General features: G+C 69.3%; 25 protein-coding genes and 1 tRNA gene. 7 read left to right on the forward strand and 19 right to left on the reverse strand.

Annotation, left to right across the window (positions count from 1 at the left end; genetic code table 11):
* The first annotated feature begins 87 nt into the window (after positions 1-87).
* A complete protein-coding gene (locus AB8619_RS03030; RefSeq protein WP_436794980.1) occupies positions 88-357 on the forward strand; it encodes a hypothetical protein in 270 nt (89 codons plus the stop codon).
* A gap of 41 nt (positions 358-398) precedes the next feature.
* On the forward strand, positions 399-1,253 hold the full coding sequence (locus AB8619_RS03035; protein ID WP_436794981.1) for a mycothiol-dependent nitroreductase Rv2466c family protein: 855 nt from the start codon (positions 399-401) through the stop codon (positions 1,251-1,253).
* Here the strand turns inward: AB8619_RS03035 and AB8619_RS03040 are convergent.
* The 7 genes from AB8619_RS03040 to AB8619_RS03070 all read right to left on the reverse strand — a co-directional run bounded on the left by AB8619_RS03040 (position 1,138) and on the right by AB8619_RS03070 (position 5,448).
* A complete protein-coding gene (locus AB8619_RS03040) occupies positions 1,138-1,494 on the reverse strand; it encodes a hypothetical protein (protein ID WP_436794982.1) in 357 nt (118 codons plus the stop codon). The genes AB8619_RS03035 and AB8619_RS03040 overlap by 116 nt on opposite strands.
* Before the next feature lies 1 nt (position 1,495).
* Positions 1,496-1,840: a hypothetical protein gene (locus AB8619_RS03045; protein WP_436796341.1), complete on the reverse strand. Its 345-nt coding sequence runs from the start codon at positions 1,838-1,840 to the stop codon at positions 1,496-1,498.
* Positions 1,841-2,161, reverse strand: coding sequence for a GNAT family N-acetyltransferase (locus AB8619_RS03050; RefSeq protein ID WP_436794983.1), 321 nt, complete (start codon positions 2,159-2,161; stop codon positions 1,841-1,843).
* Positions 2,162-2,213: 52 nt separating this feature from the next.
* A tRNA-Arg gene (locus tag AB8619_RS03055) sits at positions 2,214-2,287 on the reverse strand.
* Between the two features lie 19 nt (positions 2,288-2,306).
* Complete coding sequence (locus AB8619_RS03060; protein WP_436794984.1) at positions 2,307-3,188, reverse strand: class I SAM-dependent methyltransferase; 882 nt, start codon at positions 3,186-3,188, stop codon at positions 2,307-2,309.
* Positions 3,189-3,242: 54 nt separating this feature from the next.
* A complete protein-coding gene (locus tag AB8619_RS03065; protein WP_436794985.1) occupies positions 3,243-4,535 on the reverse strand; it encodes an HNH endonuclease signature motif containing protein in 1,293 nt (430 codons plus the stop codon).
* Positions 4,536-4,740: 205 nt separating this feature from the next.
* On the reverse strand, positions 4,741-5,448 hold the full coding sequence (locus tag AB8619_RS03070; protein ID WP_436794986.1) for a hypothetical protein: 708 nt from the start codon (positions 5,446-5,448) through the stop codon (positions 4,741-4,743).
* A 93-nt stretch (positions 5,449-5,541) separates the two neighbouring features.
* Between AB8619_RS03070 and AB8619_RS03075 the strand changes: the two genes are divergently transcribed.
* Both AB8619_RS03075 and AB8619_RS03080 read left to right on the forward strand, forming a co-directional pair.
* Complete coding sequence (locus AB8619_RS03075; RefSeq protein WP_436794987.1) at positions 5,542-6,885, forward strand: wax ester/triacylglycerol synthase domain-containing protein; 1,344 nt, start codon at positions 5,542-5,544, stop codon at positions 6,883-6,885.
* 9 nt (positions 6,886-6,894) lie between these two features.
* Positions 6,895-8,289: a wax ester/triacylglycerol synthase family O-acyltransferase gene (locus tag AB8619_RS03080; RefSeq protein WP_436794988.1), complete on the forward strand. Its 1,395-nt coding sequence runs from the start codon at positions 6,895-6,897 to the stop codon at positions 8,287-8,289.
* A gap of 9 nt (positions 8,290-8,298) precedes the next feature.
* On the opposite strand, the gene AB8619_RS03085 is transcribed toward AB8619_RS03080, so the two are convergent.
* The 3 genes from AB8619_RS03085 to AB8619_RS03095 form a co-directional block, all read right to left on the reverse strand.
* Positions 8,299-9,102: a hypothetical protein gene (locus AB8619_RS03085; RefSeq protein WP_436794989.1), complete on the reverse strand. Its 804-nt coding sequence runs from the start codon at positions 9,100-9,102 to the stop codon at positions 8,299-8,301.
* A 112-nt stretch (positions 9,103-9,214) separates the two neighbouring features.
* The gene (locus AB8619_RS03090) at positions 9,215-10,228 is read right to left on the reverse strand and encodes a class I SAM-dependent methyltransferase (protein ID WP_436794990.1); all 1,014 of its coding nucleotides are present in this window, start codon (positions 10,226-10,228) and stop codon (positions 9,215-9,217) included.
* Between the two features lie 5 nt (positions 10,229-10,233).
* The gene (locus tag AB8619_RS03095) at positions 10,234-10,704 is read right to left on the reverse strand and encodes a peroxynitrite isomerase (RefSeq protein WP_436794991.1); all 471 of its coding nucleotides are present in this window, start codon (positions 10,702-10,704) and stop codon (positions 10,234-10,236) included.
* A gap of 60 nt (positions 10,705-10,764) precedes the next feature.
* Here AB8619_RS03095 and AB8619_RS03100 point away from each other — a divergent pair, with 60 nt between their 5' ends.
* The gene (locus tag AB8619_RS03100; RefSeq protein WP_436794992.1) at positions 10,765-11,589 is read left to right on the forward strand and encodes a phytanoyl-CoA dioxygenase family protein; all 825 of its coding nucleotides are present in this window, start codon (positions 10,765-10,767) and stop codon (positions 11,587-11,589) included.
* Positions 11,590-11,628: 39 nt separating this feature from the next.
* Here the strand turns inward: AB8619_RS03100 and AB8619_RS03105 are convergent, their stop codons facing one another.
* Positions 11,629-13,779, reverse strand: a complete 2,151-nt coding sequence (locus AB8619_RS03105) for an acyl-CoA dehydrogenase (protein ID WP_436794993.1) — start codon at positions 13,777-13,779, stop codon at positions 11,629-11,631.
* A gap of 100 nt (positions 13,780-13,879) precedes the next feature.
* On the opposite strand from AB8619_RS03105, the gene AB8619_RS03110 reads away from it, so the two are divergent.
* Entirely contained in the window at positions 13,880-14,656 is a 777-nt protein-coding gene (locus AB8619_RS03110; protein ID WP_436794994.1) for an enoyl-CoA hydratase/isomerase family protein, read from the forward strand.
* On the opposite strand, the gene AB8619_RS03115 is transcribed toward AB8619_RS03110, so the two are convergent.
* From AB8619_RS03115 to AB8619_RS03125, 3 genes are read right to left on the reverse strand one after another with little or no spacing between them, the layout of a single operon-like run.
* A complete protein-coding gene (locus tag AB8619_RS03115; protein WP_436794995.1) occupies positions 14,647-15,555 on the reverse strand; it encodes an acyl-CoA thioesterase in 909 nt (302 codons plus the stop codon). The two genes, AB8619_RS03110 and AB8619_RS03115, sit on opposite strands and share 10 nt — an antisense overlap.
* Before the next feature lie 45 nt (positions 15,556-15,600).
* Positions 15,601-17,457 (reverse strand): DUF1501 domain-containing protein, encoded by a 1,857-nt coding sequence (locus tag AB8619_RS03120; protein ID WP_436794996.1) that lies wholly within the window; start codon positions 17,455-17,457, stop codon positions 15,601-15,603.
* Positions 17,454-18,770, reverse strand: a complete 1,317-nt coding sequence (locus AB8619_RS03125) for a DUF1800 domain-containing protein (RefSeq protein WP_436794997.1) — start codon at positions 18,768-18,770, stop codon at positions 17,454-17,456. The genes AB8619_RS03120 and AB8619_RS03125 overlap by 4 nt, the downstream gene beginning before the upstream one ends.
* A 74-nt stretch (positions 18,771-18,844) precedes the next feature.
* Between AB8619_RS03125 and AB8619_RS03130 the strand changes: the two genes are divergently transcribed.
* Complete coding sequence (locus tag AB8619_RS03130; RefSeq protein WP_436794998.1) at positions 18,845-19,735, forward strand: ferritin-like domain-containing protein; 891 nt, start codon at positions 18,845-18,847, stop codon at positions 19,733-19,735.
* On the opposite strand, the gene AB8619_RS03135 is transcribed toward AB8619_RS03130, so the two are convergent.
* The 5 genes from AB8619_RS03135 to AB8619_RS03155 are packed head-to-tail and all read right to left on the reverse strand — an operon-like array spanning position 19,655 to position 22,653.
* Positions 19,655-20,110 (reverse strand): Fur family transcriptional regulator, encoded by a 456-nt coding sequence (locus AB8619_RS03135; RefSeq protein WP_436794999.1) that lies wholly within the window; start codon positions 20,108-20,110, stop codon positions 19,655-19,657. The genes AB8619_RS03130 and AB8619_RS03135 overlap by 81 nt on opposite strands.
* Positions 20,107-20,853 (reverse strand): energy-coupling factor ABC transporter ATP-binding protein, encoded by a 747-nt coding sequence (locus AB8619_RS03140; RefSeq protein ID WP_436795000.1) that lies wholly within the window; start codon positions 20,851-20,853, stop codon positions 20,107-20,109. Before AB8619_RS03140 ends, AB8619_RS03135 begins: the two co-directional genes overlap by 4 nt.
* Positions 20,850-21,617 carry a cobalt ECF transporter T component CbiQ gene (gene cbiQ / locus AB8619_RS03145; protein ID WP_436795001.1) on the reverse strand — a complete coding sequence of 256 codons (768 nt, stop codon included), beginning with the start codon at positions 21,615-21,617 and terminating at the stop codon, positions 20,850-20,852. Before cbiQ ends, AB8619_RS03140 begins: the two co-directional genes overlap by 4 nt.
* On the reverse strand, positions 21,617-21,952 hold the full coding sequence (locus AB8619_RS03150) for a PDGLE domain-containing protein (RefSeq protein ID WP_436795002.1): 336 nt from the start codon (positions 21,950-21,952) through the stop codon (positions 21,617-21,619). Before AB8619_RS03150 ends, cbiQ begins: the two co-directional genes overlap by 1 nt.
* Positions 21,952-22,653 carry an energy-coupling factor ABC transporter permease gene (locus AB8619_RS03155; RefSeq protein ID WP_436795003.1) on the reverse strand — a complete coding sequence of 234 codons (702 nt, stop codon included), beginning with the start codon at positions 22,651-22,653 and terminating at the stop codon, positions 21,952-21,954. The genes AB8619_RS03150 and AB8619_RS03155 overlap by 1 nt, the downstream gene beginning before the upstream one ends.
* Between the last annotated feature and the right edge of the window lie 87 nt (positions 22,654-22,740).

The raw sequence follows: 22,740 nt of genomic DNA on the forward strand, positions 1-22,740 counted from the left end.
CCTGTCTGTCCCGAACCGTTTCTGGTCCCTACAATGGTCCATTCGCCATGTCACCCGGGCGTGGCGAGAACCTTCGGGATATCAGTCATGGCAACACAACGATCGAGTTTCGCCAAGCGTGAGCGAGACCGCGCCAAGAAGGCGAAGGCAGCAGCGAAGCGGGAATCCCGCCTCGACAAGACGCCCGACGACGAAGACGTCGAAGAGGAAGCGGTGCCCACGGGTCCGCAGGAGTCGGCCGAGGTGATCATGGAGAAGCTCGCAAAGCTCCATGCGCTCTTCGACGACGACAAGATCGAGTTCGAGGACTTCGAGGAGCAGAAGGCGGACCTCATGGCCCGCATGCCCATCGAATAGCGGTCGGCGGAATCTCCTCCCATCGTTCGGGTTGGTGGGGCATGAAGGATTCCATCGACACCGACGAGCGCTACGACATCCAGTTCCACTTCGACCCGGTCTGCCCGTTCGCGTGGATCACCTCGCGGTGGGTGCAGAAGGTCGCGGCACAACGCGACTACTCGGTCGACTGGCAGTTCATCTCACTGCGGATCGTGAACAAGGACGTCGACTACGACGCGCACTTCCCGCCCGAGTACGAGCACGGCCACACCGCAGGACTCCGGATGCTCCGTGTCGCCGCGGCGGCGCGCGAGGCGCACGGCCGTTCGGTCGTCGGTGACCTCTACACCGGGCTCGGTGCCAGCGTGTTCGACGTCGAGAAGCCGGCCGATCGGGCCGCGTACCAGGCCTCCATGGGCTCCCGCGACACCGTCGAGAAGGTCCTGGCCGACATCGGTCTCCCGCTGTCCCTGGCCGATGCGCTCGACGACGACTCGTGGGACGCCGTGATCGAAGCCGAGACCGATGCCGCGCTCGCTCTCACCGGCAAGGACGTCGGCACGCCGATCATCGCCTACGACCCGCCGAACGGCCCCGCCTTCTTCGGCCCCGTCATCTCCCGGGTCCCCTCCGACGAGGACGCACTCCGCCTGTGGGACGCCGTGCTCGAACTGGCGAACTTCCCCGGCTTCTCCGAGATGAAGCGCAGCATGCGGGAGGCGCCGGCGCTGCGGGTCCTCGGCCTCGCAGATGACGAGACCGGTGCGTCCGAGGACTGGCACCAGGGCAGCCCCCGGCTCAAGAAGAAGCGGCCCTCGCGAGCAGACGCTGGTGGAGCGGCGCCGCCCGTTCGACCAGCTCGGCGATCCGCCCATCGGTCACGACTGGCGGGTTGCTCGGCTCACGCGCCGTGAAGCCGCTGGAAGCGATCGCGCTCGCGTGGAACTCGAGCCACCGATTCCACTGCGCGACGACGCCGGGTTCCCAGCGGAGCGTCGCGGGGTCGAAGTCGAGGTCGTGGCGTGCGCACCACGCCCGGAGCGTCGGCTCCGGTGCGCGCTGGAGATCTGCCGCGTCGAGCACGTCGTAGTCCTGTCCGGACGTGTCGAGGAGATCGGCGAACTCGGCGAGGGTCCGCCGCCGCACTCCTCCCACGTCACGTCGGCCACACCTGAACGAACGACGGGATCGCCCGTGCCGGGTCGCGCGTCAACAGCGTGTGGCGACCGAGCGCGGCGACGGTCGCCCGTCGCTCCACGGGGACGTGATGGACCATGTCCTTCACGAACAGGGGCGTGGGTGCCCGCTCGACGGTTTCCATGACCGCCGCTGCCGTCGACGCCGGCTCGGTCAACGGATAGCGGCCCGACACCCGGTCCGGACCGAGGTAGTAGACCGCGGAGAACGGTTCGTCGACGACGTGGTGGTCGGCGCGCTCGATCATCCAGCGCTCGAAGGCCGTGGACAGCGAGCGAGGGACGGCCCAGAGGAAGCGTCGGATCTAACGGTCCCGCAACTCGGCGAGCATCTCGTGGTCGACCAGGTCGGCGTACTCGTCGTGGCGCTCGATGTAGCCGGCGATGAACGGGCACAGCGGGACGATCTTCTCGCCGGCGTCGCGCATGGCGTCGAGGGCGCCCCGGGCGATCGCGCTGCCCACGCCCTGCCCCTCGTACGCGTCGTCGACCTCGGTGTGCGGGAAGATCACCCGGCCGTCACGTCGCTCGTACTCGGTGAACCCGGCGAGCTTGCCGCCGATCTTCGCCTCGAAACGAGAGGCATCGGGAACGTCGGTCACCTCGACCGTGGGCGTGTCGCTCATCTGTTCCTCCTGCGAATGGGGGTGCGGCCGTGACGAACCCGAAGGGTTCGCGTGCCCTCGACAGGAATCGAACCTGTGGCCTACCGCTTAGGAGGCGGTCGCTCTATCCGACTGAGCTACGAGGGCGGGGGCTGTCGGTCGCAGGCTAGCGATGGTCTCGGTCGGGGCCGACGTCCGCCTCGGCCGTGACGACGAGGGCGGCGGTGCCGAGTCGCAACTCGCCGTCCACCACACGCTCGGACAACGCCGAGCGGACGGCAGCGCGGATGTCGCTCTGGATCGCCGGATCGTCGGTTCGCTCGAGCGCCTCGCGCACCGCTCCGACACGGCAGGATGCATCGGCCCAATCCCCGAGCCGATCCTCGTCGACGATGACGTGCTCGGCATGCGGGACGACATCGATGGCCCGGAACCCCGCCCCCTGAAGCAGCGCTTCCACGTGAGCGGGGTCCGACAGCGAGAACGGGCCCGGTTCGCCTGGACCTGGCATCGGCGGCAGCTCGCCGGTCACCGACATCGCGGCAGAACCCGGGATGAGCATCCATTCGTTGGCGAACACGTCCTGCCAGCAGACGAATCCAAGTCGTCCTCCCTCGCGCAGCGCCGTCCGGATGTTGGCGAACGCCGCCCCCGGATCGGCGAAGAACATCACGCCGAAGTGCGAGAAGACGGCATCGAAGCTGCCGGTTCCGAGGTCGTCGGTCTCCACGTCGCCGACCGCGAATTCGACGTTGCCAACGCCCTCCTTCTCGGCCCTCGTTCGTGCGGCCACGAGCATCGAGGGCGCAATGTCGACCCCCAGGACGGTTCCCCCAGGCGCCACGCGACGAGCCAGCTCCGTCGTCGTCGGCCCGGTGCCGCATCCGACATCGAGCACGCGCTGGCCCGCATCGAGTCCGAGCCCATCCATGGCCCGACGCCCGAAGGAGGCAGCGACCAGGGTCGTGAAGTCCTCAGCCTGGATCCATTCCGGCGACCGCGCTTCCCAGTACTCGGCCTGACCGGCGTTGCCCCGAAGGTCGCCCATGGGTCTCACGCTACGCGAGCGTCGTTTCGCGCACTCGGGGTTCCCGATCGAAGGTCAGATCGCCGGGGTGATGGGCCCGCCCCCGTCTGGTCGGAAGATGGTCCAGGTGCCGTCAGGATCCCGGACGGGCCGGAATCCTCGTTCCTTGATGCGGTTGTGGCTTCCGCAGTGCACGTCGGAGTTGGCGATGTCGGTCGGTCCACCGCGTGCAGCTGGTTGTCGGTGGTCGATCTGAAGGCAACCTCCTCGGGCGTCGCAGCCGGGCCACAGACATCGAAGCCCACCCGGTCCACGCAACAACGCCTGCAACAGGGCGGCATCTCTCGATGAGCCGGTGAACAGCCGACGTCTGCGGCCGACGTCGACGACAGTGCCTGCTGCGTCGACCACGACCCGTCGGACGTGCCCGACGATCGCGGCAGCCAACGCGTCAGAGGGGTGCAGGGTGGCGCCGCCGATGGTGTGACAGCGACGGCCCTCCGATGCATCGGGATCGGTGTCGACCGGCGCTCCGGCCGAGCGTCGGATCTCGTCGTCGAGCGTGTCCTGGTCGACGACGATGTTCACGAGTGGCTCGGGGGAGCGGGCGTCGGGGGCAACAGCCCCGGCGCGGCGGAAGATCTCGAACGCCGCGTCGGCACGTCGCTGCGCCGGAGTCCGGGCGAGATGCTCGACCCGGGTGTCCGCGCCGTGGATCGCTCGGGCCTCGGCCCAGTCGGCCTCGAACTCCGCCCGTTCGAACACGTCGAGCAACTCCGACATGGCCGCGCCCTGGAGGGCGCCGTGGAGTCCGGCAGCGGTGAACGACCCGTCGATCTCGTTCTCCAACAGCGAGAAGCGCCGTCGCTCGTGGGCCGCCTCGGTCGCCTCGGCGGCGCCGTCGGCGTCGGCCAGCGATTCCCACTGCCGGAGCCAGGAGCAGAACTCGTCGTAGCCCAACGTGCTCGCCATCTCGGCGAAGACCGGGTCGGCAACGGCGACGAAGTCGCTCACCCGGGGGTTCGAGACCGCACGGGCGATGGCCCGCACGTGTCCGGTCGGGATCTGACCGCGCGCGTAGGCATCCTCGACCGTCGGCAGGCCCCGCAACGCCCGAGCCGTCGTGACCCTGCCCAGGGCTTCAGCTCCAGGCAACCGGCCCAGGTGTTTCAGCGCGCAGCGGGCGTTGCGATGTCCGTCGAGGCTGAATGCCGCACACGCGTCGAGGTGTCCGGCGACCCGGTCGGTGCCATGGTCGAGACGTCGTCGCGTTGCCTCCAGCCGGCGAGCGACCAGCAACTCGTCAGCCGGGGCGGCGTCGAGGTCGGCCGTCTGCAGAAGTTCGACGGCGGCATCGAGTGCGTCCAACGCAGACTCGACCGACGGTGCACTGGCCGTGTGAGGGTGGGTCTGGAGGGTCAGCATCGACGCCACGGGCGTGCGACTTCCCCCGACCAACAGCGTGGATCACGCATGGTCGCTCCTGAGAGATCCTGGAACTGGAAGGGGAAGTACGAACAACGTTACGCAGAGGGTCTGACAAGAACTCCGGTTCGTGCGCGGAGCCCTGGGCTCAGGACTTCATCGCCGCTGCGTAGGCGGCCCCGAATGCCTGGCCGACGGCGCGATCGGAGCGGACCAGCCCCATCCACGCCTCGTGGGCGGCGGGCCACGCGCCGGGAGCGACGCCGTGGGACTGCGCGACATCGTCGTGTCGGTCGGGAGTCACCCGATCGCGGACCAGGGCGGCCTGCACGGCCACGAAGGTCGAGAACGAGACCCCGTCGATCGGGGGCGCCGGCTCGGCGACAGGGCCAGAGGTCTCCGGGTGGTTGCGGATGGCGTCGACGACCTGCTTCGGCACCGCGGCGAGGTCGCGGATCGCCGGCCCGATGTCCGAGAGTTGCTCGCGGTCGAGGCCGATGCTGCGTCGGACGTCGTTGACCACCGAATGGGGCTTCAGCGACTCCTTCAGCTCTGACTTCCGGGCCTGGTAGAGCGCGTCCAGGGCGGGACGGTCGAAGCCGACCACCAAGTCGGCGTCGTCGACGATGACGGGCACGGTGTCGCCTTCGGCCATCATCCAGAACGCGAGCCCCGAAACCTTGCCCGTGACGTGCTGGCGTCGGGTGTCGCCGTCGAGTTGCACGATCGCCTCGGTGCGCGTCGACGCCTTCAGTGACTCCGGCGGGGTCTCGCCAGCGGTGCGGCCGCGGCCGTAGTCGACGATGACGGCCGGGACGCTCCGCCCCCCGACCTGTTTCCTCCTGCCCCACGGCATCCTGGAACCGTAGTCCTGGATCGGTGGTGTCGTCATCGAGCATCGGGACGTTCGACTCTGGGCTGATCGGTCCGGAGCGTCGACGATGGCGTCGTGGTCACCAGAGAGCGAGTCCGAGACACGGACGCACTGATGTGGAACATCGAGATCGACCCGATCCTGCGGTCGACGATCGTCGTCGTCGGCATGCTCGACCGCTCGCCGGACCGAGAACGCCTTCGGGACACCTTCGCCTCGGCGAGTTCCATCCTTCCCCGGTTCGAGCAGCGGGTGGTCGGCACCGGTGGACGGGCCGAGCACTGGGAGACGGTCGAGGCCGACCCGGACTTCCACGTCCGTTTCGTACGGGCGCCGGGCGCGGGAAGCGTCCGCGACGTCCTCGACCTCGCGGCGCCGCTGACGACCGCCGCGTTCGATCCGGCGCGGCCGCTGTGGGAGGTCTTGGTCGTCGACGGCGTCGAGACCGACCGGGCTGCGGTCATCATGCGGATGCACCATGCCGTGACCGACGGCGTCGGCGGTGTCGCACTCGCCGGTCTGCTCTTCGACGGCGAGCGTTCGCCCAGCGCCACGCGCGTCGAGCACGTCGCTGCGGCGCCGCCCGCTGCGGGGTTGCGGCTGGTCCACGCCGCCATGCGCGCTGCTGGGCAGGCGGGGCACCAGAGCGTGCGATTCGCCACCCACCCGCTCGACGCCACCAAGGACGTCCTCCAGACCGCCGAGTCGATCGGGCACCTCCTCGCGCCGGCGACCACTCCCTGTTCACCGCTCATGACCGAGCGGGGGTTGTCTCGCCGCCTCGACACGCTCGACATCGACCTCGAGCGGTTCCATGCGGCGGCCAGGTCGGCAGGGGTGACGCTCAACGAGGCGTTCCTCGCCGCAGTCGGTCGAGGTGTGGCGGAGTACCACGAGCAGAACGACAGCGGTCTCGACCGGCTGCGGGTGACGATGCCGATCAGCATCCGTGACCCGGACGACCCGCTCGGCGGGAACCGTTTCGTCCCGGCCCGGTTCGAGTTGGGCGTCACCGGCACCGTCGCGGAGTCGGTGGCCCGGTCGAGAACGGCCGTGCGCGCCGCTCGAGACGAACCGAGTCTGGCGTTCACCGACCCACTCGCTGCAGTCCTGCGGCAACTGCCCGCTCCGGCGGCGGCGGAGGTCCTCGGTGCCATGTTGACCGGGGTCGACGTCGACGTCGTCGACGTCGCTGGGTTCGACCGACCGGCGTTCGTGGCCGGTTCTCGGATCGACCGCCTCTACGCCTTCGCCCCACCGACGGGCGCAGCGATGAGCGTCACGTTCCTCTCCCATCTCGATCATGCGTGCATCGGGATCGAGACCGATCGACGCGCGATCGAGGACCCCGAACAGATGGCGCGATGCCTCGAAGCCGGGTTCGATGCCATCGTCGCCGAGCCCTTCGACCCGACCTGACGGAGCGCCATGGACACGTCACAACCGGAGACCCATCTGACCGCCCTCGATGCCGCGTTCCTCGCGTTCGAGGGCGACCGCACTCCTGCCCACGTCGGGTCGGTCTGCTTCTTCGACGGTGCGCCGTTCCACGATGCCGACGGCCGATTCCGGATCGCAGAACTCCGGAGACGGATCGAGGCGCGGCTCCACCTCGTGCCGCGGTTGCGACAGATCCCCCTCTCCGGCCCCCTGGCACTCACCCGTCCGACGCTGGTGGACGACCCTGCGTTCGACATCGCCCATCACGTGAAGGTGCTCGAGGCCGGCGCGCCCGGCGACGACGCCAGCGTCCTGAGCCTTGCCGCCACCTTGCACATGGAGTTGCTCGATCGCTCCCGTCCGCTGTGGGAGCTCTGGTTCGTCGACGGTCTGGCTGACGGTCGGGTCGCGCTCATCGAGAAGATCCACCATGCGATCGTCGACGGTGTCTCCGGCGTCGAGGTCGCAACTGTGTTGCTCGACCTGCAGCCGGACGTCGAGGCCGCCGACCCGACACCGTGGACCCCTGCTCCGTTGCCCCGGCCCGTCGGTCGGCTCGCCGCGGAGATCTCCCAGAGCCTGCGTCCGCCGGTCGACGCGGTGACTGCGGCCATCGGCCGGCTGCTGCACCCCGTCTCGTCTGCGACCGATCTCGCCAGCGACCTCCTCGACATCCGCGACGGACTGTCGCAGCCGAAGCGTGCTCCCGAGAGCCCGCTGAACCAGGAGGTCGGGCATCGGCGAGAGCTGACCGTCGTCCGGCGACCGCTCGAGGCGGTTCGGGACTCCGCCCACGCCCACGATGCGACGGTGAACGACCTCGTGTTGTCCGCGGTGGGAGGCGGCCTCCGTCGGTGGCTCCGAGCCCGAGGCGACCTCCCGGACGATCCTGCCTTCGAGCTCCGGGCGCTGATCCCGGTGTCGATGCACACGAGCGACGGCGAGATCGGGAACCAGGTCGGGTCCCTGTTCGTTCCGATCCCGGTCGGGATCGACGACCCCGTCGCCCGGCTGCAGTCCATCGCGTCGGACCTGGCGGAGCGCAAGGCCGGGGGTGCGGCGCGTTCGTCGGCGATGCTCCTCCACGCCGTCGACCTCCTTCCCGCGGCGATCACGCGGACCATGAGCCTCGCCGTTCACCATCAGGGACTCGTCAACCTCGTGATCACCAATGTGCCGGGACCACCGTTCGCGCTCTACGCGATGGGAGCGGAGATGCTCGATGCCGTGCCGGTGGTGCCGCTTGCCGGGAACCTGGGCCTCTCGGTGGGCGTGCTGTCCTACAACGGTTCGCTCAACATCGGTCTCTTCGCCGATCCGGACGTCGTCCCGGACCTCGACGTGCTCCGCGATGGAATCGACGCCGAGTTCGACCTCGTCTGACCCGCCGGGTCAGTTGGGTGCGATCTCGGCTCCCATGCACAGCGCTGCGTTGCCGTCGTGGGGGCGGACACGCCACACGCACCCCGTCGACGCTTCGTCGGCGACGATCTCGACCGCCTCGGCCAGCCTGGCGGCGGTGGCGTCGTAGCCGAACTGGGGATGGTCTCCCGGCTCAGGGTCGAACAGCTTGATGTGTTCGGCCGTGGCGCGGGCGTCGTCGATCGGGACGAACACGAGTTGGCCCCACGCGTGGAACGCGAGGGCGGGTCGGCCGAGGAACGTGACGAGCGCGGGACGGCTGATCATGCCGATGTAGGCGTAGGAGGTCGAGGCGCCGTTGCGGTCGAGGAGTTCGGTCCCTGGATGGATCTGAGCGTCGTAGCGGAGCACGCGGTACCGCTCGCCGGCCTCGTGTCGTTCGAGGTCGGCGATCAACGACTCATCGGCAGCGGAGAGCGTGGGTCCGGCGGGCGGGGCAGTCGTCGTGGTCGTCGTCGTGGTGGGGGTCGACGGCGGTGACGGCGGGGGAGGAGGTGTTGTCAGTGGGGTGGTGGCTTCGGGCGCTGGCGTCGCCGGCGGGGCCGTCGTGGACGTGGTCGTGGGCGACGTGGTCGTGGTGACCGTGGTGGTCGTCGGGGCGGTGACCCCGGCAGAGAGCACCTCGATCAGGGTGTCGCCCGAGCGTGGCCCGGGATCCGGGCCGGCGGCGACCTCCGCCGTGGCGTCCGGTCGCAGCGCGAGCGCGGCGACGAGCCCCACGCCCACTCCGACGGCGATCCACACCGTGCGCCGCCTGTTCCTGTCCCACCGCATGGGTTCGAGTGTGGCGGACCTTCTCGCGCAGTGCGAGCACTTCGCGCATCTCCGTAGCCGCTCCGTGACGTTGCGTGGTGTCGCGCAGCGCGGAACGGCGGTTGTTGCGAAGTCAGCCGGGCTTGCGGGCGATGATCCGCCAGTTGAGATCGGCGATCTTCGCCTTCTCGGCGATCGTCCACGACTCGCCGCCGGTCTGGAGCAGGTCGAGCGACTCCTCGACCCACGGCGGCATGAGCCGCATGCGCTCGAGGGCGCGGACGGCGATCCGGACCCGCAGGATCAGGTCGCGCTTCTGCTCGCAGATCGGCCACGCCTCGCTCTTCGAGGGGGCGGAGAGCAGTACCTCGAAGCCGGCCCGTTCGAGTGCCGCGCACACGTCGGCCGGGTACATCGACTGGGTCGCCGCGAGCGTCGGCAGGAACGACTGGTGCAGCGCCACGTGCTCGGGATCGTTCCAGTCGAAGAACGGGGTGAGCAGGTACTCCGAGCAGGCGTAGCGCCCGCCGGGCTTGAGCACCCGGAACATCTCGGTGGCGTGGGCGTCGAGCTCGTCCTTCTTGAAGAACGGCCACACGGCCTGGAACGAGTACAGGCCGTCGAACGACTCGGACTCGTAGTCGAGCGGGTCGTGGTGGTTCCCGATCTCGTAATGGAGCCGGTCCGACATGTCGCACTCGGCGGCCCAGTCGATGGCGTTGCCGATCTGGTCGGGATCGATGTTGTACCCCGACACCTCACCGCCGGTCAGGGTCGCGAGGTGATGGGCGATCCGTCCGCGGCCACAGCCCATGTCGAGGAGGTGCGATGTTGCGGGCGACTCGAGCGCGAGGTCGTCGAGCAGGGCGCGCTCGCACAGGATCTGGTTCCCGTACAGTCCCTGGTCCCGGTCGAGCTGCGGCGGGATGTAGAGCTTCTCGAGGTCGAACACCGACAGCAGGTTGTTGAGGACCTTGTAGTACGCCGCCACCGCTGCGGTCTCGTCCTCGGTCTCGGTCTCCTCGCCGTCCTGCATGCGCTGGAAGAACCGGTACGCCTCGATGCAGGCGTCCTTGTCCTCGCGGGGCAGCGTCGCCAGCCGCTTCACGCCGTCCAGTGACGTCTTGATCCGGTACCAGTTCAGCATGGTGCTCAGTTCCTGTGGAGTGTGGCGGAGAGGTGGTGGGTGAGCGGGACGCCGACCGCAGCCATGCGGACGTCGTAGCGCAACACGTCCCCGTCGACGACCAGATCGCGCTCGACGATGGTGACCTCCTTCGCCGAGCCCGTCCCGGCGACCGTCGTCGACCGCAGCTCGATCCGGCCGTCGACGATGGTTCCTTCGTCGACCTCGACGATGCCGGTCGGGTGGGCGATCACCAACTCGACGAGCCCGGCACCCGGCGCACGGAAGTACCCGGTCTCGGCGTGGAGCGGGCGACCGTCGTCGGCGTGCTTGGTCCGCTGCGCGTACGCGAGGAACGGCTTGCCGACGTGGCCGATGGTGATGGTCTCGGTGTAGTCGAAGGGCTCGATGGTGGGGTACTCCCCGCGCCCGCCCCCGGTCCACGTGCCGAGGAGTGGAGCGAGCGCGTCGACGTCTGGGTGCAGTGCAGGGGCCATCACCGCAGTCTGGCTGGTCGTCGATGGCATCGCGCCACGTGGGCCAATACGGTGCGACGCATGGAACGCGGGGGATCCACGGTGGCGAGCGACGCAGCGGGGGAGGGCGGCGATCCCGCGTGTTGGTCCGAGCAGGTGTGTGACGCCTGCGGACAGATGACCGACGCCGGCGACACGCATCGTTGTCCTCGTCCGCTGAGCGCCGACGATGTCGAGTCGTTCGCCCGTGAGGGATTCCTGGGTGTTCCGGCGCTCGTCGGCCCCGACGACCTGGCCACGTTGCGGAGCGCGTGCGACGACGTCCTCGACGCCGGCGACTCGGACGGCGACCGCCTGCTCGGCGGCCTGATCCGGCAGGTGGTGCTTCCCCATCAGGCCCACCCGACCTTCGCCGACAACGCGGCGCTGTCGGCCGGCATCGACATCGCCAAGCAGCTCTTCGGCAAGGACGAGGCCATCCGGGTCTACGACCAGATCATCCACAAGCCGGCCGGCGACCCGAACACGACGCCGTGGCACCAGGACCAGTCCTACGTCGAGGAACCCTTCGCTCCTGCAGGATCACCGATCGGGGACAACGCTGCGATGTTCTGGGTCGCGCTCGACGACGTCGACGTCGCGACGAGCTGCATGCACTTCATCCCCGGAGTCCACCGCGAGCCCTTGCTCCCGCACCACGTCGCCGGCGGATCGCCCGACGACCCGGGTCGCATGCTGGCCATCACCGATCCGGAGACGCACTTCGACGTGGCGGCCACGGTGCCGGTCCCGCTCTCGGCCGGCGGTTGCACGATCCACGCCGCCGGTACGCCGCACATGACCCCGCCGAACACGAGCCCCGACCGTGACCGGCGGGCCTACATCTTCACGTTGGTCGCGTACTGACGTACCGGCGACTGGCGTGCCGGATCGTGGTGCGACGGACTACTTGATCAGCGGATCGCGGGGGAGTCCGAGGATGCGCTCACCGATCTGGTTGCGCTTGATCTCCGACGTGCCGCCGGCGATCGACATGCCGCGGTGCATCAGCACGAGCATGTTGCTCATGCCGCCGGCGCCGTCCATGAAGACGGAGTCGGGGCCGTTGAGTTCGGTGAGGATCGCTGCCGCCTCGTGTCCGATCTCGGAGAGAACGAGCTTGGTCATCGCACCCTCGGGGCCGGGCTCGCCGCCCGAGACCGCACGGTTGGCGGCCCGCAGGTTCAACAGACCCATGGCCTGGTGCTGTGCGATGTAACGACCGACCCGGCCGGCGCCGCCGGCGAGACGATCGGGGTTGGCGTCGAAGGGCGGGATGAGGCCGGCGCCGGGGAACGACATGCCGCCGTCGCCACTGCCGATGGAGACGGACTCGTTGCCGAGGGTCGAGCGAGCGACCGTCCAGCCGCCGTCGACGGGGCCGACGACGTCGTCGTCGGGCACGAACACGTCGTTGAAGAAGACCTCGTTGAACTCCGAGTTGCCGGAGGTCATCTTGAGCGGTCGGACCTCGACGCCGTCGGCGTGCATGTCGATGGCCATCATCGTGATGCCCTGGTGCTTGGGGAGATCGGGGTTGGTCCGCACGGTGGCGAAGCCCATGCCCGAGACGTGGGCGCCCGAGGTCCACACCTTCTGGCCGTTGACCAGCCAGCCGCCATCGACGCGGGTGGCCTTGGTCTTCACGCCGGCCGCATCGGAACCCGCGTCGGGCTCGGAGAACAGCTGGCACCAGATGACGTCCTGGTTCAGCGCAGGCTCGACCCAACGGTCGAGCTGGTCCTGGTTGCCGTGCTGGATGATCGTCAGGATGTTCCAGGCGGTGATGCCGTACGACGGGCGCTGGACGCCCGCAGCGGCGAATTCCTCCTGGATGACGAGCTGTTCGACGGCGCCGGCGGCCCGGCCGTAGGGCTTGGGCCACTGCGGCATGACGTAGCCGGTCTCGATGAGTTTGGTGCGCTGCTCGTCGGCCGGCAGGTCCTTGATCGACTCGGCGAACGCCCGGACCTCGGTCCGGATGGCCTCGGCCTCGGGCGGCAGCTCGATCGCCTTCGCTCGCTGGACCCCGTCGCGGACCAGGTCCGTGAGATCGCAGGCGGCGCCGTCGGCGTCGATGAAGTTGAGGAGGGTGGTGGCCCGGCGCATGAACAGGTGGGCGTCGTGCTCCCACGTGATGGCGATGCCGCCGTGCACCTGGGTCGACAGGTTGGCGCACAGGTCGGCTGCAGGGGCCGCGAGCGTGGCGGCGACGGCTGCGGCGTAGCGGCGCTGGTCGCCACCGGTCGAGGCGGCGCGAGCGGCGTCCCACACGGCGCTGGTGGCCATCTCGGTCGCGACGACCATGTTGGCGCAATGGTGCTTCACGCCCTGGAACATGGCGATCGGGCGGCCGAACTGCTGACGCTCGCGTGCGTAGTCAGCAGCCATCTCGGTGCATTCACGGGCCAGGCCGACGGCCTCGGCCGACAGGATGATGCGGGCGAGGTCGACGAGCGCGGTGCGGGCGCCGGTCAGGACCGTTGCCGCTGCGCCGTCGAACGTCACGCGCGACGAGCGTCGCGTCGGGTCGAGGTTCTGGGGAGTCTCGATCGAGACGCCGTCGCCGACGGTCACGACAGCGACGTCGTCGCCGGCAGGGACGAGGAGGACCGAGGCGAGGCCGCCGCCGAGCACGACCGCCGACCCGCTGACCGATCCGCTGTTGGCCGTGACCGAGCCGTCGACGGCGATGCCGGCGAGCGTCGAGCCGTCGGTGAGGCCGGGCAGGAGTTCCTTCTTGGTCGCATCGTCGCCGACATCGGCGAGGACCGCGCTGGCGATCACCGTGGGGACGAACGGACCGGGCGCAACGGCACGGCCGAGCGCCTCGACCACGACCACCAGTTCCTCGAGGCTGTAGCCGGAGCCGCCGTGCTCCTCCGCGACGTGGAGCCCGAGCCATCCGAGGTTCGCCAGGTCACTCCAGAACTCGGGGGCGGACTCGTCGGTCGCCTCGAGCAGGGAGCGGGCGGCGCCGCGCGCGTCTCGCTTGGTGAGGAAGTCGGTGGCGGTCTCCGCCAGCGACTGATGGTCTTCTGTGATCGCGATCGACATGGTCTGCGAGCCCCCCGGGCATTGGTGTACATGAGCGAATGAGTGCAGCATCTTGACCCAAGCGCGTCGGGCCGAGCGAGTGAGGGCTACCGTCCCCGGCGTGGACTGCGAAGCCATCACGTTCGACGTCGCCGATCAGGTCGCGACCATCACCCTCGATCGCCCCGAGGCGATGAACTCGTTCAACAGCCGGATGGCGAGCGAGCTCTCGTGGGCGTGGGAGACGATCCGTGAGGACGACGACATCCACGCGGTCGTGGTGCAGGCCAACGGCGACCGGGCCTTCTGCACCGGGGTCGACGTGCGGAGCCAGGAGTTCTGGTTCATGAAGTCCAACGTGTGGAACTCGTTCGACCCGGGGGCGACGCTGGGGCCCAAGTTCCATCACAAGGTGTGGAAGCCGGTGATCGTCGCCGTCCACGGGCTGTGCGCCGGCGGTGCGCAGTACTTCCTCAACGAAGCCGACATCATCATCTGCTCCGACGACGCCGAGTTCTTCGACCCCCACGCCAACGGCGGCATCGTGTCGGCGCTCGAACCCATCGGCATGCGTGCTCGTGGCGTTCCCCTCGGCGAGGTGTTGCGATGGGCGCTGATGGGCTCGGACGAGCGGATCACGCCGGAGACGGCGCTGCGGATCGGGCTGGTGTCCGAGGTCGTCGAGCGGGCCGAGCTCCGAGATCGGGCGCGGTCGATCGCCCTCAGCATCGCCGAGCGGAACCCGCGAGCGATCCAGGGCACTGTTCGCGCCATCTGGGAGTCGCTCGACATGCCGCGCACGACGGCGCTGCAGAACGGGTTGGCCTACGCCCACATCGGGAACGAAGGCGAAGGCGTGACCCCGGTCCGCAGGGACGAACCGCCGACCTACCGCTGAGCGCCGGCTCGCGGGGCCAGGTCGGCCTGCAGCGTCCGCTGTTCGCTGTCGCGGATCCACTGCGGGATCGACATCGCACGCCGGCCGACGGTGTCGAACGCCAGGCTCACCGTCTCGAAGCTCGTCAGCAGGTCGCCGGTCTCGAGATCGAAGGCCCACTGGATCCGGTGCGTCGTCTTGTCGTGCATCTCGATCAGCGCGCCGAAGCTCTGGATCAGGTCACCGCGGTCGGGGAGTCGAGGCGACGCCATCCGCGTCTCCATCGACGCCCAGCCCATCTTCTCGCCGTTCGGTCCGTCGTGGAGGGCGTCGCCTCGCGGGCCACCCCCGACGGGGACGCCGGCCCAGGTCAGCATGGGAGCGAACTCGGGGATGTAGTGGCCGTCGGCGTCGCACTCGTCGCCGTCCACTCGCCGTGGCTCCCGCATCTCGAGCCCGCGTGCGCGGACCTCGTCGAGCGTGGGGGCGGTGTGCATCGGGTCGGCGTCGAGGTCGATCGAGCGGCTGCCCCCGTGGGCCGGGATGTCGATGATCGTGGCCTGCTCGACGGCCTCCGTCGGGAAGGCGGTGCCGTCCGGACGGGAGAGGCCGTGCACGAACGTCGCCGCGAGCGAGTCGTCGTCGGTGTTCACGAGCTCGTGGTAGATCCGGAGCAGGTCGGGCCGCGTCTCGATCACGCCGCTGCGGACCGCCAGGCGGGCGCCCAGCAACTGCTCGCGGTGGTGACGGGTGTAGACGTCGGTGAGCGCCACCTCGGCGGTGTCCAGGCCGAGCCCACGCACGACGGCCTTGGTGGCTCGCTGGGCGTTGGTGCCGTAGAACCGCACGTTCATGTGGCCCAGATGGTCGATCTGGTCGTCGGTGACCGTGCTGGTGTGGGTGACCGGGAGCTCCGTCATCCGCTGAGGATGCTCTGATCTTGACCCGCGGGTCAAGATGACGGGTCAGCGCGGAACGACGGTGTACTGGAACCGCCGGCGGAACTCGGGTGTCGACGAGATACGTCGGATCGCCTCGAAGCGGTTCATCTCGCCCTGATCGAGCAGACGCACCAATTGTCGGCGGCCGACGAGATCGAGTTCCCGGCCCAGCAGTCGTTGATGGGTCGCAGCGACGAACCGCTCGTTCGAGAGGCTTCCGTCGAGCGGCGTGAGCGCGGGCGACAGTCCGAGCCGTTCGGCGATCGTCTCCGCCGGCATGCCCTTGGCGTGTGCCTTCAGCAGGGTCCGCGCCACGGCGGCATCGGGCTCCTGGTCGGTGAGCGCACGGTAGAGGCGCAACATGTCGGCCTCGCCGGCCGTCACCATGCGCTCGCCGGCATCGACGGTCGAGTCCGTGCTCCTCGGCGACCACCGCCGCGGTCGGAACGGCCAGCGCGACGGTGGTCCGGGCGGCGTGGTCGTGGGCGGGGCGGTCGTCGTCGTCGGGGGGACGGTCGTGGTGGTGGGTGGCGCGGTCGTGGTGGTGGTGGGTGGCGCGGTCGTGGTGGTGGTGGGTGGCGCCGTGGTCGTCGTCGGCGGTGTCGTGGTGGTCTCCAGGAACGGGACGGGCGTGAACTCGCCGCCGAGGATCTCGGTGTGGCTTGCGCCCAGCACGCCGTCGATCAGCGTCGCGAAGACCGAGCGGTAGTCGATCTCGTGGGTCAGGTTGCCGTCGGCCGTGAGCGATGTCAGCGACGGCAGCGATCCGTGGAAGCCGCCGGCGATGGGTCGTCCGACGGCGATCATGGCGTTGCCGGCGCCGTGGTCGGTTCCGGCGCCGCCGTTGGCGCCGACGCGACGGCCGAACTCCGAGATGCAGACGAGGGTGACGTCGTCGGCGACGTCGGCACCCAGCGTCTGGAAGAACAGGTCGATGCCCTCGTCGAGCTCGGCCATGCGGTTGCCGTGCATCTCCGTCTGGTTGGTGTGCGAGTCGTAGGGCCCGTGCCGAACCGTGAGGACCCGGGCGCCGAGACCGGCGTTGACGAGGTTGGCGCAGAGTTGGAGCTCGCCGGCGAACGACGAGCCGGAGAACGAACTCGCATACGACGGGCGCAGCGAGTCGGCCGAGCCGAGCATGCCGGCAGTGGCGCCGGCGACGCGGTCGGCGAGCGCCCCGTGTCCGGTCGGGATCTCGCCCCACTGCTCGATCGCGCCGTCGAGTGGCGCGGCCCAGGAGCGCCGCTTGGGGACCCGGTCGATCTTCCACGGCAACGTGATGGCCGAGCGTGTCTCGCCGTGTGCGATGAGCGGGACCCGGTCGCCGATGGCGATGGCACCGAAGGGTCCGGCACCGGTCTGGTCGAGGTAGCGACCGACCCAGCCTGTGCGGGAGAACTGTGAGGCAGGACCGCCGTGCTGGAAGTCGGCCATGGCCGAGAAGTGGCTGAGGTCCCGTCGCGGGTTGCCCACGCCGTCGATGATCGCCACGTCGCCGGCGTCGTATCGAGCCTTCAACCGGGTCAGCGCCGGATGGAATGCCCGCTGGCCGTTGATCGGCAGGGAGTTGGCCTCGGAGAACGCGAGGGCGCCGCGAGCGTCGTGGTAGCTGCCGTTGCTGATGGGCGGGACCATGTGGAGCCCGTCGTTCCCGCCGTCGAGCACCACCAAGACGAGGGTGCCGCGGTTCCCGGCCGTGCCGGTGGGTATCGCTGTCGATGCGCCGGCGGATTCGGTGATCCAGTTCGGCAACATGCTGATGCCGATGCCAGCGGCGGCGGCCTGCAGGAAGTGCCGCCGGGACAGCGACAGTGCGTCGGTGGGGGCGGGGAGCGACAGTGCGGTCCGGAGTTCGGACATGGTGGGGTCGATGCTGCTCATGCGAGTGCGAACTCCGGGGAGAGGAGGCTCATGGTGAGGAGGCCGCGCCGTTCGAGCCACTTCTCGTCGGCCCGTGTCTGGCTGACGAACGAGGCGAGCGTGACGCGGGTCGCCTGCGACGGCGCCGTGACGCCCATCGTGGTGAGGGCGGTCATGACCGCGTCGTCGACGGTCCGCGACTCGCTTCCTGCGAGGAGGCCGGCGTCGGCGCCGACCTGGCCGACGCGGTCGGCGAAGCGAGAGCGCGCCCAGAAGGTCGACGTGGCGACGTAGCCCTCGTTCTGGGGCCAGCCGTCCACGTTCGGCGGCATGAACGGACGCTGACCCATGTCGGGGAGGTACCACTCGGCATGGATCTGCGAGGCCGGGAGTCCGGTGTGGATGCCGGCGGCCACGGCGAGTTCGATCGGGGACCGGAGCAGGCCGTTGCGGCACTGGTCGGACCGGAACTCGGGGTGCAGGAAGATGGCCCGGACGAGGGGCAACAGCTCGAGGTCGGCAGCGTCGAAGGTCGCCGCGAGCGAGTCGACGATCGCGTCGCTCGGGTCGGGATACGCGAAGAACGACCACAGCCGACGGGCCAGATGACGAGCGGCGATCATGCGCGTCGGTCCGTTGAGGATGTGGTCGATGATCGCCGGTCCGTCCCAGTTCTTGGTCACGCCCATGAAGGTCTTGTCGCCCTCGTCGTGATGCGTTGGGAGGAAGTAGTAGCTCTGGTCTCCGTCGTCGCCCTCGCGGACGCGATACCCGGTGAAGGCCCGGGCCGCGGCTCGCACGTCGTCCTCGGTGTAGTTCCCGACGCCGAGGCAGAACAGCTCCATGAGCTCTCGGGCGAAGTTCTCGTTCGGGCTCCACCGGTGGCTCGACTTGCCGTCGAGGTAGATCAACATCGCGGGATCGATGGCCACGGCGTCGACGAGTTCGTCGTAGCGGCCGAGGCCCGACCGCTGGAACAGCACGTGCTGGTCGAGGATCGGTCCGAGACGCACGCCTGATGCCGACGACGTGAGATGTCCGTGCCAGAACAGGGTCATCTTCTCGACGATCGGTGTCGCCGTCGTCGCGCACCGGTCGAGCCAGTGGTGCACCATCGGGACGTAGTCGCCCGACCAGTCGGTGGTCGCGGCCGGCGCACGAGCGACCGTGGGCAGTCCTGCGGCCGGGTCGGGTGCGCCGCTCAGGTCGAGGACCGCGTCGACCGCCTGTTCCCAGTCGAGGCCGACGAGCGCGTCGACGTCTGCGGTCCTCGCTCCGAACCCGGAGCGCCGGAGGAGATGTTCGATGTCGCCACGGTCTGCTGCCTCACCCACAGTTGGTCCTTCGGCACGGGGGCCGGGAATCTGGAGCGAATCATCCAGATGGGCGATTGGTCCGAATAGTTCTCGTGACCTTCGACCTGGACACCTACAAGCGCATCACCGGACGCCTCGATCTCGACGGCATCGACTTCGACACGTTCCGCGATGCTCCGCTGTCGCCCGAGCACCTCCGATGCGTGCGGTTCATGCACGACGTCGAGATGCACACCTCGTGCTATCTCCGGAACCTGCTCAACACCAAGGCCCACCACGACCCCGAGGTCACGACGTTCCTCACGATGTGGAACTTCGAGGAGTACTGGCACGGTGAGGCACTCGCCCGTGTCCTCGAAGCCCACGGTGAGGTCGCCGGCGAGGCTCGGGTCGGGACCATGCGCCAGCGGCTCGGCTGGCGCATCACGACGAGCCCGATCCTGTGGATGGGGTTCTCCGCCGCGACGAAGCACTTCCTGGCCGTGCACATGACCTTCGGCGTGATCAACGAGTGGACGACGCAGGGCGGGTACTCCCGGCTGTTGCAGCTGGCCGATCACCCCACGCTGACCGAACTGCTCAAGCGGATCATGAAGCAGGAAGGCCGCCACATCGACTACTACCGCCAGACCGCGATCGAGCATCTCGACGGCAGCAAGGCTGCTCAGCGGACCACCCGTTGGATGATCAAGGCGTTGTGGAGCCCTGTGGGCGCTGGCGTCATGCCGCATGAGGAGACCGTCCATCTCGTCGACACCCTCTTCGGCGGTCCCGATGGCCGTGCGGTCGTCGAGCGGATCGATCGGCGGATCGACCGTCTCCCCGGACTCGAGGGACTCGGCCTCATGGCCGGCGCCTCACAGGCGTACGGGAGTCCGACGTCGCTGGACGCCGTCCGCGGGTCAGGCGTCGGCGTCGGGACGGCAGCTCCGGCACCAGCCGGTCAGCGCGACGTGGTCTGGGTCGAGGCGGAAGCCAGTTGACGCGTCGAGCCGTTGCCGGACCTCGTCGAGGAGGTCGGGCGGCGCGTCGATGATGTCGCCACAGTCCCGACACAGCAGGTGCAGGTGGGCGCGGTCGGTGTCGATGAGGTGATAGCGAGCGGCGCCGTGGGGCAGGTGGACGTGGGCGACGATCCCGGCCTTCACCAGCGACTCGAGCGTCCGGTACACGGTCGCCCGATGCGTCGACGAGGCATCGCCCTCCATCCGGTCGGCGATGTCTTCGGCGCAGAGATGGTCGTCGTTCTCGGCGAGGATCTCGATCAGAGCGGTCCGGGCCTTGGTGACGCGCTCGCCGTCGAGACGGAGACGGTCGATGGCGGCGTCGATGCGCTCGCGTGCGCTGGTGGGGCTCATCGGACCACGGTGGCCGGGTCGAAGCCGAACGGGAGCTCGAGGCGGTTGGCCTCCATGAGCGCCCGGTCGCCGAGGATGTCGGCGGTGTTCCCGTCGGCGACGATCGCCCCGTCGTTCATCACCAGCGCCCGGGGGCACAGCTCGAGGGCGTAGGGGAGGTCGTGGGTGACCATGAGGATCGTCTGGTCCAGGCTGCGCAGGATCTCTGCGAGTTCGCGACGGCTGGCCGGGTCGAGGTTGGACGACGGCTCGTCGAGCACGAGGACGTCGGGCTGCATCGCGAGCACGGTCGCCACCGCGACCCGTCGGCGTTGGCCGAAGCTCAGGTGGTGGGGCGATCGGTCGGCGAGGTCGGCCATCCCGACAGCGTCGAGGGCGTCGTGCACACGCCGGCCGAGTTCGTCACCCCGGAGTCCGAGATTCGCCGGGCCGAAGGCCACGTCCTCGCGGACCGTGGGCATGAAGAGTTGGTCGTCGGGGTCCTGGAACACGAGGCCCACGCGCCGGCGGATCTCCTTGAGGGAGGACTTGGCCACCGTGGTGCCCGCCACGCGCACCGATCCGTGTCCGGGGAGGTGGATCCCGTTGAGGTGCAGGACCAGCGTCGTCTTCCCGGCGCCGTTCGGCCCGAGGATGGCGACGCGTTCGCCGCCGTCGACTCGGAAGTCGACACCGAACAGGGCCTGGTGGCCGTCGGGGTAGGCGTAGGCGAGGGATTCGACCTCGAGCGCAGGCGCCGTCATGTCTGGACCATCCACGCGCCGGCGGCGACGAAGCATGCGGCGGTGGGCAACGCTGCGGCCGTGAGCCACTCGCGTCGGGACGCTGCGTCGTCGGCCATGCGCGGCATCGACCCGTCGAAGCCGCGCGACAACATGGCGAGGTAGACGCGCTCACCCCGCTCGTACGACCGGACGAAGAGCGTGCCCGCCGAGTGGGCGATCGCCCGGATCTGCCAGATCCAGCGGGGGTCGTGTCCCCGGGATTCCCGGGCGATCTTCATGCGGTGGGTCTCGCCGGCGATGACCTCGGCGTAGCGGACCATGAACGAGGTGATCGCGGTGAATGCTCGCGGCGCGTGGAGGCGGTCGAGGCCGGCGATGAGGTCGGGGAGCGACGTGGTGCCGGTGAGGATCACGCTGGTCGCGACGCCGAGCGTTCCCTTGGCGACGATGTTCCACGCGGCCCAGAGTCCGTCGATCGACAGCGACCACCAGCCGTCACCGATCTGTTCACCGCCGGCGAAGAACGGCAAGAAGAACGCGAACGCGAGGAACGGCGTGTCGATGGTGAGCCGACGGACGACCAGCCCGAGCGGGAGCGATGCGGCCCTGGCGAGGACCAGGAGTACCACGGCGTAGATGCCGAACGCCCAGATCTGCTCGCGCGGCGTGGCGACGACGACGAACACGAAGGCGAGGGCTGCCGCGAGCTTGCACTGCGGGCGGAGTCGGTGGATGAGCGAGTCGCCGGGGACGTGGAGCGACGAGGCGTGGGCGCCGGCCATCAGGCGGTCGTGGCCGGCTCGTGGTCCGTGTCGGCCTGGTCGGTGCGTAACACCCGGAGGACGCCGAACACCGCCGTCCCGAGGCCGAAGGTGACCAGGATGCCGATGACACCGGAGATGGCTCCCGAGCGGCTGTCGTCGTTTCCGTCGATCCCGTAGTCGGCCAGAGGACTGTCGGACGTCGCCGAGTCGTTCGCGGCGTCGGCGAAGCCCTCGTCGATCGCCACCCGTTCGAGACCGTCGGGCTCGCTGCTCGCGAAGGGGGAGACGAACAACCCGAGCGCCACCGCGAGGAGGAGGCCGGCGACGACGAAGATGCGGACGTTGGTGCCCATCACGCCGCCACGTCGGGCTCGGCGGCGGGGGAGGTGCGGAGATCGAGTCGGGTGACGAGCGCCGTCGCTCCGTGGACGAGGTCAGGACGGGTCCCGACGACTGCGCTCACGACCGCCGCGGTGATGGCGGCCTCACCGATGCCGATCAGCACGTGTGTCCCGACCATCGCCACGAGCACCGACCGGAAGTCGAGGTCGATGGTGCCACCGATGCCGAAGAGCAGGGCGAACGTCGCCGCGGCGACGGGAACGGAGAGCGCGGCGCCGATGGCGGACGAGGCGACGACTCCGCTCTTCGCCTTCGGGAGCAGGGTGCGAGCCAGGACGAAGGCGCCGTATCCGATCACGACCGGCACGATGGCCATCAGGATCACGTTGATCCCGTAGGCGCTCAGGCCGCCGTCGGCGAAGAGGAGCGCCTGCACGAACAGGACGATCGACAGACAGACGATCGCGACCCATGGCCCGACGAGCACCGCGGCGAGCGCTCCGCCGATGAGGTGCCCGCTGGTGCCGCTGGCGACCGGGAAGTTGATCAACTGCAGGGCGAAGATGAACGCGGCGACGAGGCCGGCCATGGGTGCCAGTCGGTCGGAGAGGTCGTCGGCGGCCTTACGGAGGCCGACAGCGATCGTTCCTGCGCTGAACACGCCAGCGCCGACCGACGTCGTAGCGTCGAAGAAACCGTCCGGGACGTGCACCGGGACGACGATATCGCCGACGGATCCCAGATGCGACCGAGTTGCATGTGGAAGTTCGCCCTCCTTCGGGGGACTTGTCCGACATGA

Origin of the sequence: Actinospongiicola halichondriae (genome assembly GCF_049103745.1) — a bacterium.
Taxonomy (GTDB): domain Bacteria; phylum Actinomycetota; class Acidimicrobiia; order Acidimicrobiales; family Salinilacustritrichaceae; genus Salinilacustrithrix; species Salinilacustrithrix halichondriae.

Coding starts and splice junctions, on each gene's coding strand:
- AB8619_RS03090 (WP_436794990.1), bottom strand. CDS start 10,228: ATGCTGAACTGGTACCGGATCAAGACGTCACTGGACGGCGTGAAGCGG.
- AB8619_RS03100 (WP_436794992.1), top strand. CDS start 10,765: ATGGAACGCGGGGGATCCACGGTGGCGAGCGACGCAGCGGGGGAGGGC.
- AB8619_RS03140 (WP_436795000.1), bottom strand. CDS start 20,853: ATGACGGCGCCTGCGCTCGAGGTCGAATCCCTCGCCTACGCCTACCCC.
- AB8619_RS03120 (WP_436794996.1), bottom strand. CDS start 17,457: ATGAGCAGCATCGACCCCACCATGTCCGAACTCCGGACCGCACTGTCG.
- AB8619_RS03105 (WP_436794993.1), bottom strand. CDS start 13,779: ATGTCGATCGCGATCACAGAAGACCATCAGTCGCTGGCGGAGACCGCC.
- AB8619_RS03035 (WP_436794981.1), top strand. CDS start 399: ATGAAGGATTCCATCGACACCGACGAGCGCTACGACATCCAGTTCCAC.
- AB8619_RS03150 (WP_436795002.1), bottom strand. CDS start 21,952: ATGGGCACCAACGTCCGCATCTTCGTCGTCGCCGGCCTCCTCCTCGCG.
- AB8619_RS03060 (WP_436794984.1), bottom strand. CDS start 3,188: ATGGGCGACCTTCGGGGCAACGCCGGTCAGGCCGAGTACTGGGAAGCG.
- AB8619_RS03095 (WP_436794991.1), bottom strand. CDS start 10,704: ATGGCCCCTGCACTGCACCCAGACGTCGACGCGCTCGCTCCACTCCTC.
- AB8619_RS03080 (WP_436794988.1), top strand. CDS start 6,895: ATGGACACGTCACAACCGGAGACCCATCTGACCGCCCTCGATGCCGCG.
- cbiQ (WP_436795001.1), bottom strand. CDS start 21,617: ATGGCCGGCGCCCACGCCTCGTCGCTCCACGTCCCCGGCGACTCGCTC.
- AB8619_RS03135 (WP_436794999.1), bottom strand. CDS start 20,110: ATGAGCCCCACCAGCGCACGCGAGCGCATCGACGCCGCCATCGACCGT.
- AB8619_RS03030 (WP_436794980.1), top strand. CDS start 88: ATGGCAACACAACGATCGAGTTTCGCCAAGCGTGAGCGAGACCGCGCC.
- AB8619_RS03050 (WP_436794983.1), bottom strand. CDS start 2,161: ATGAGCGACACGCCCACGGTCGAGGTGACCGACGTTCCCGATGCCTCT.
- AB8619_RS03070 (WP_436794986.1), bottom strand. CDS start 5,448: ATGCCGTGGGGCAGGAGGAAACAGGTCGGGGGGCGGAGCGTCCCGGCC.
- AB8619_RS03085 (WP_436794989.1), bottom strand. CDS start 9,102: ATGCGGTGGGACAGGAACAGGCGGCGCACGGTGTGGATCGCCGTCGGA.
- AB8619_RS03115 (WP_436794995.1), bottom strand. CDS start 15,555: ATGACGGAGCTCCCGGTCACCCACACCAGCACGGTCACCGACGACCAG.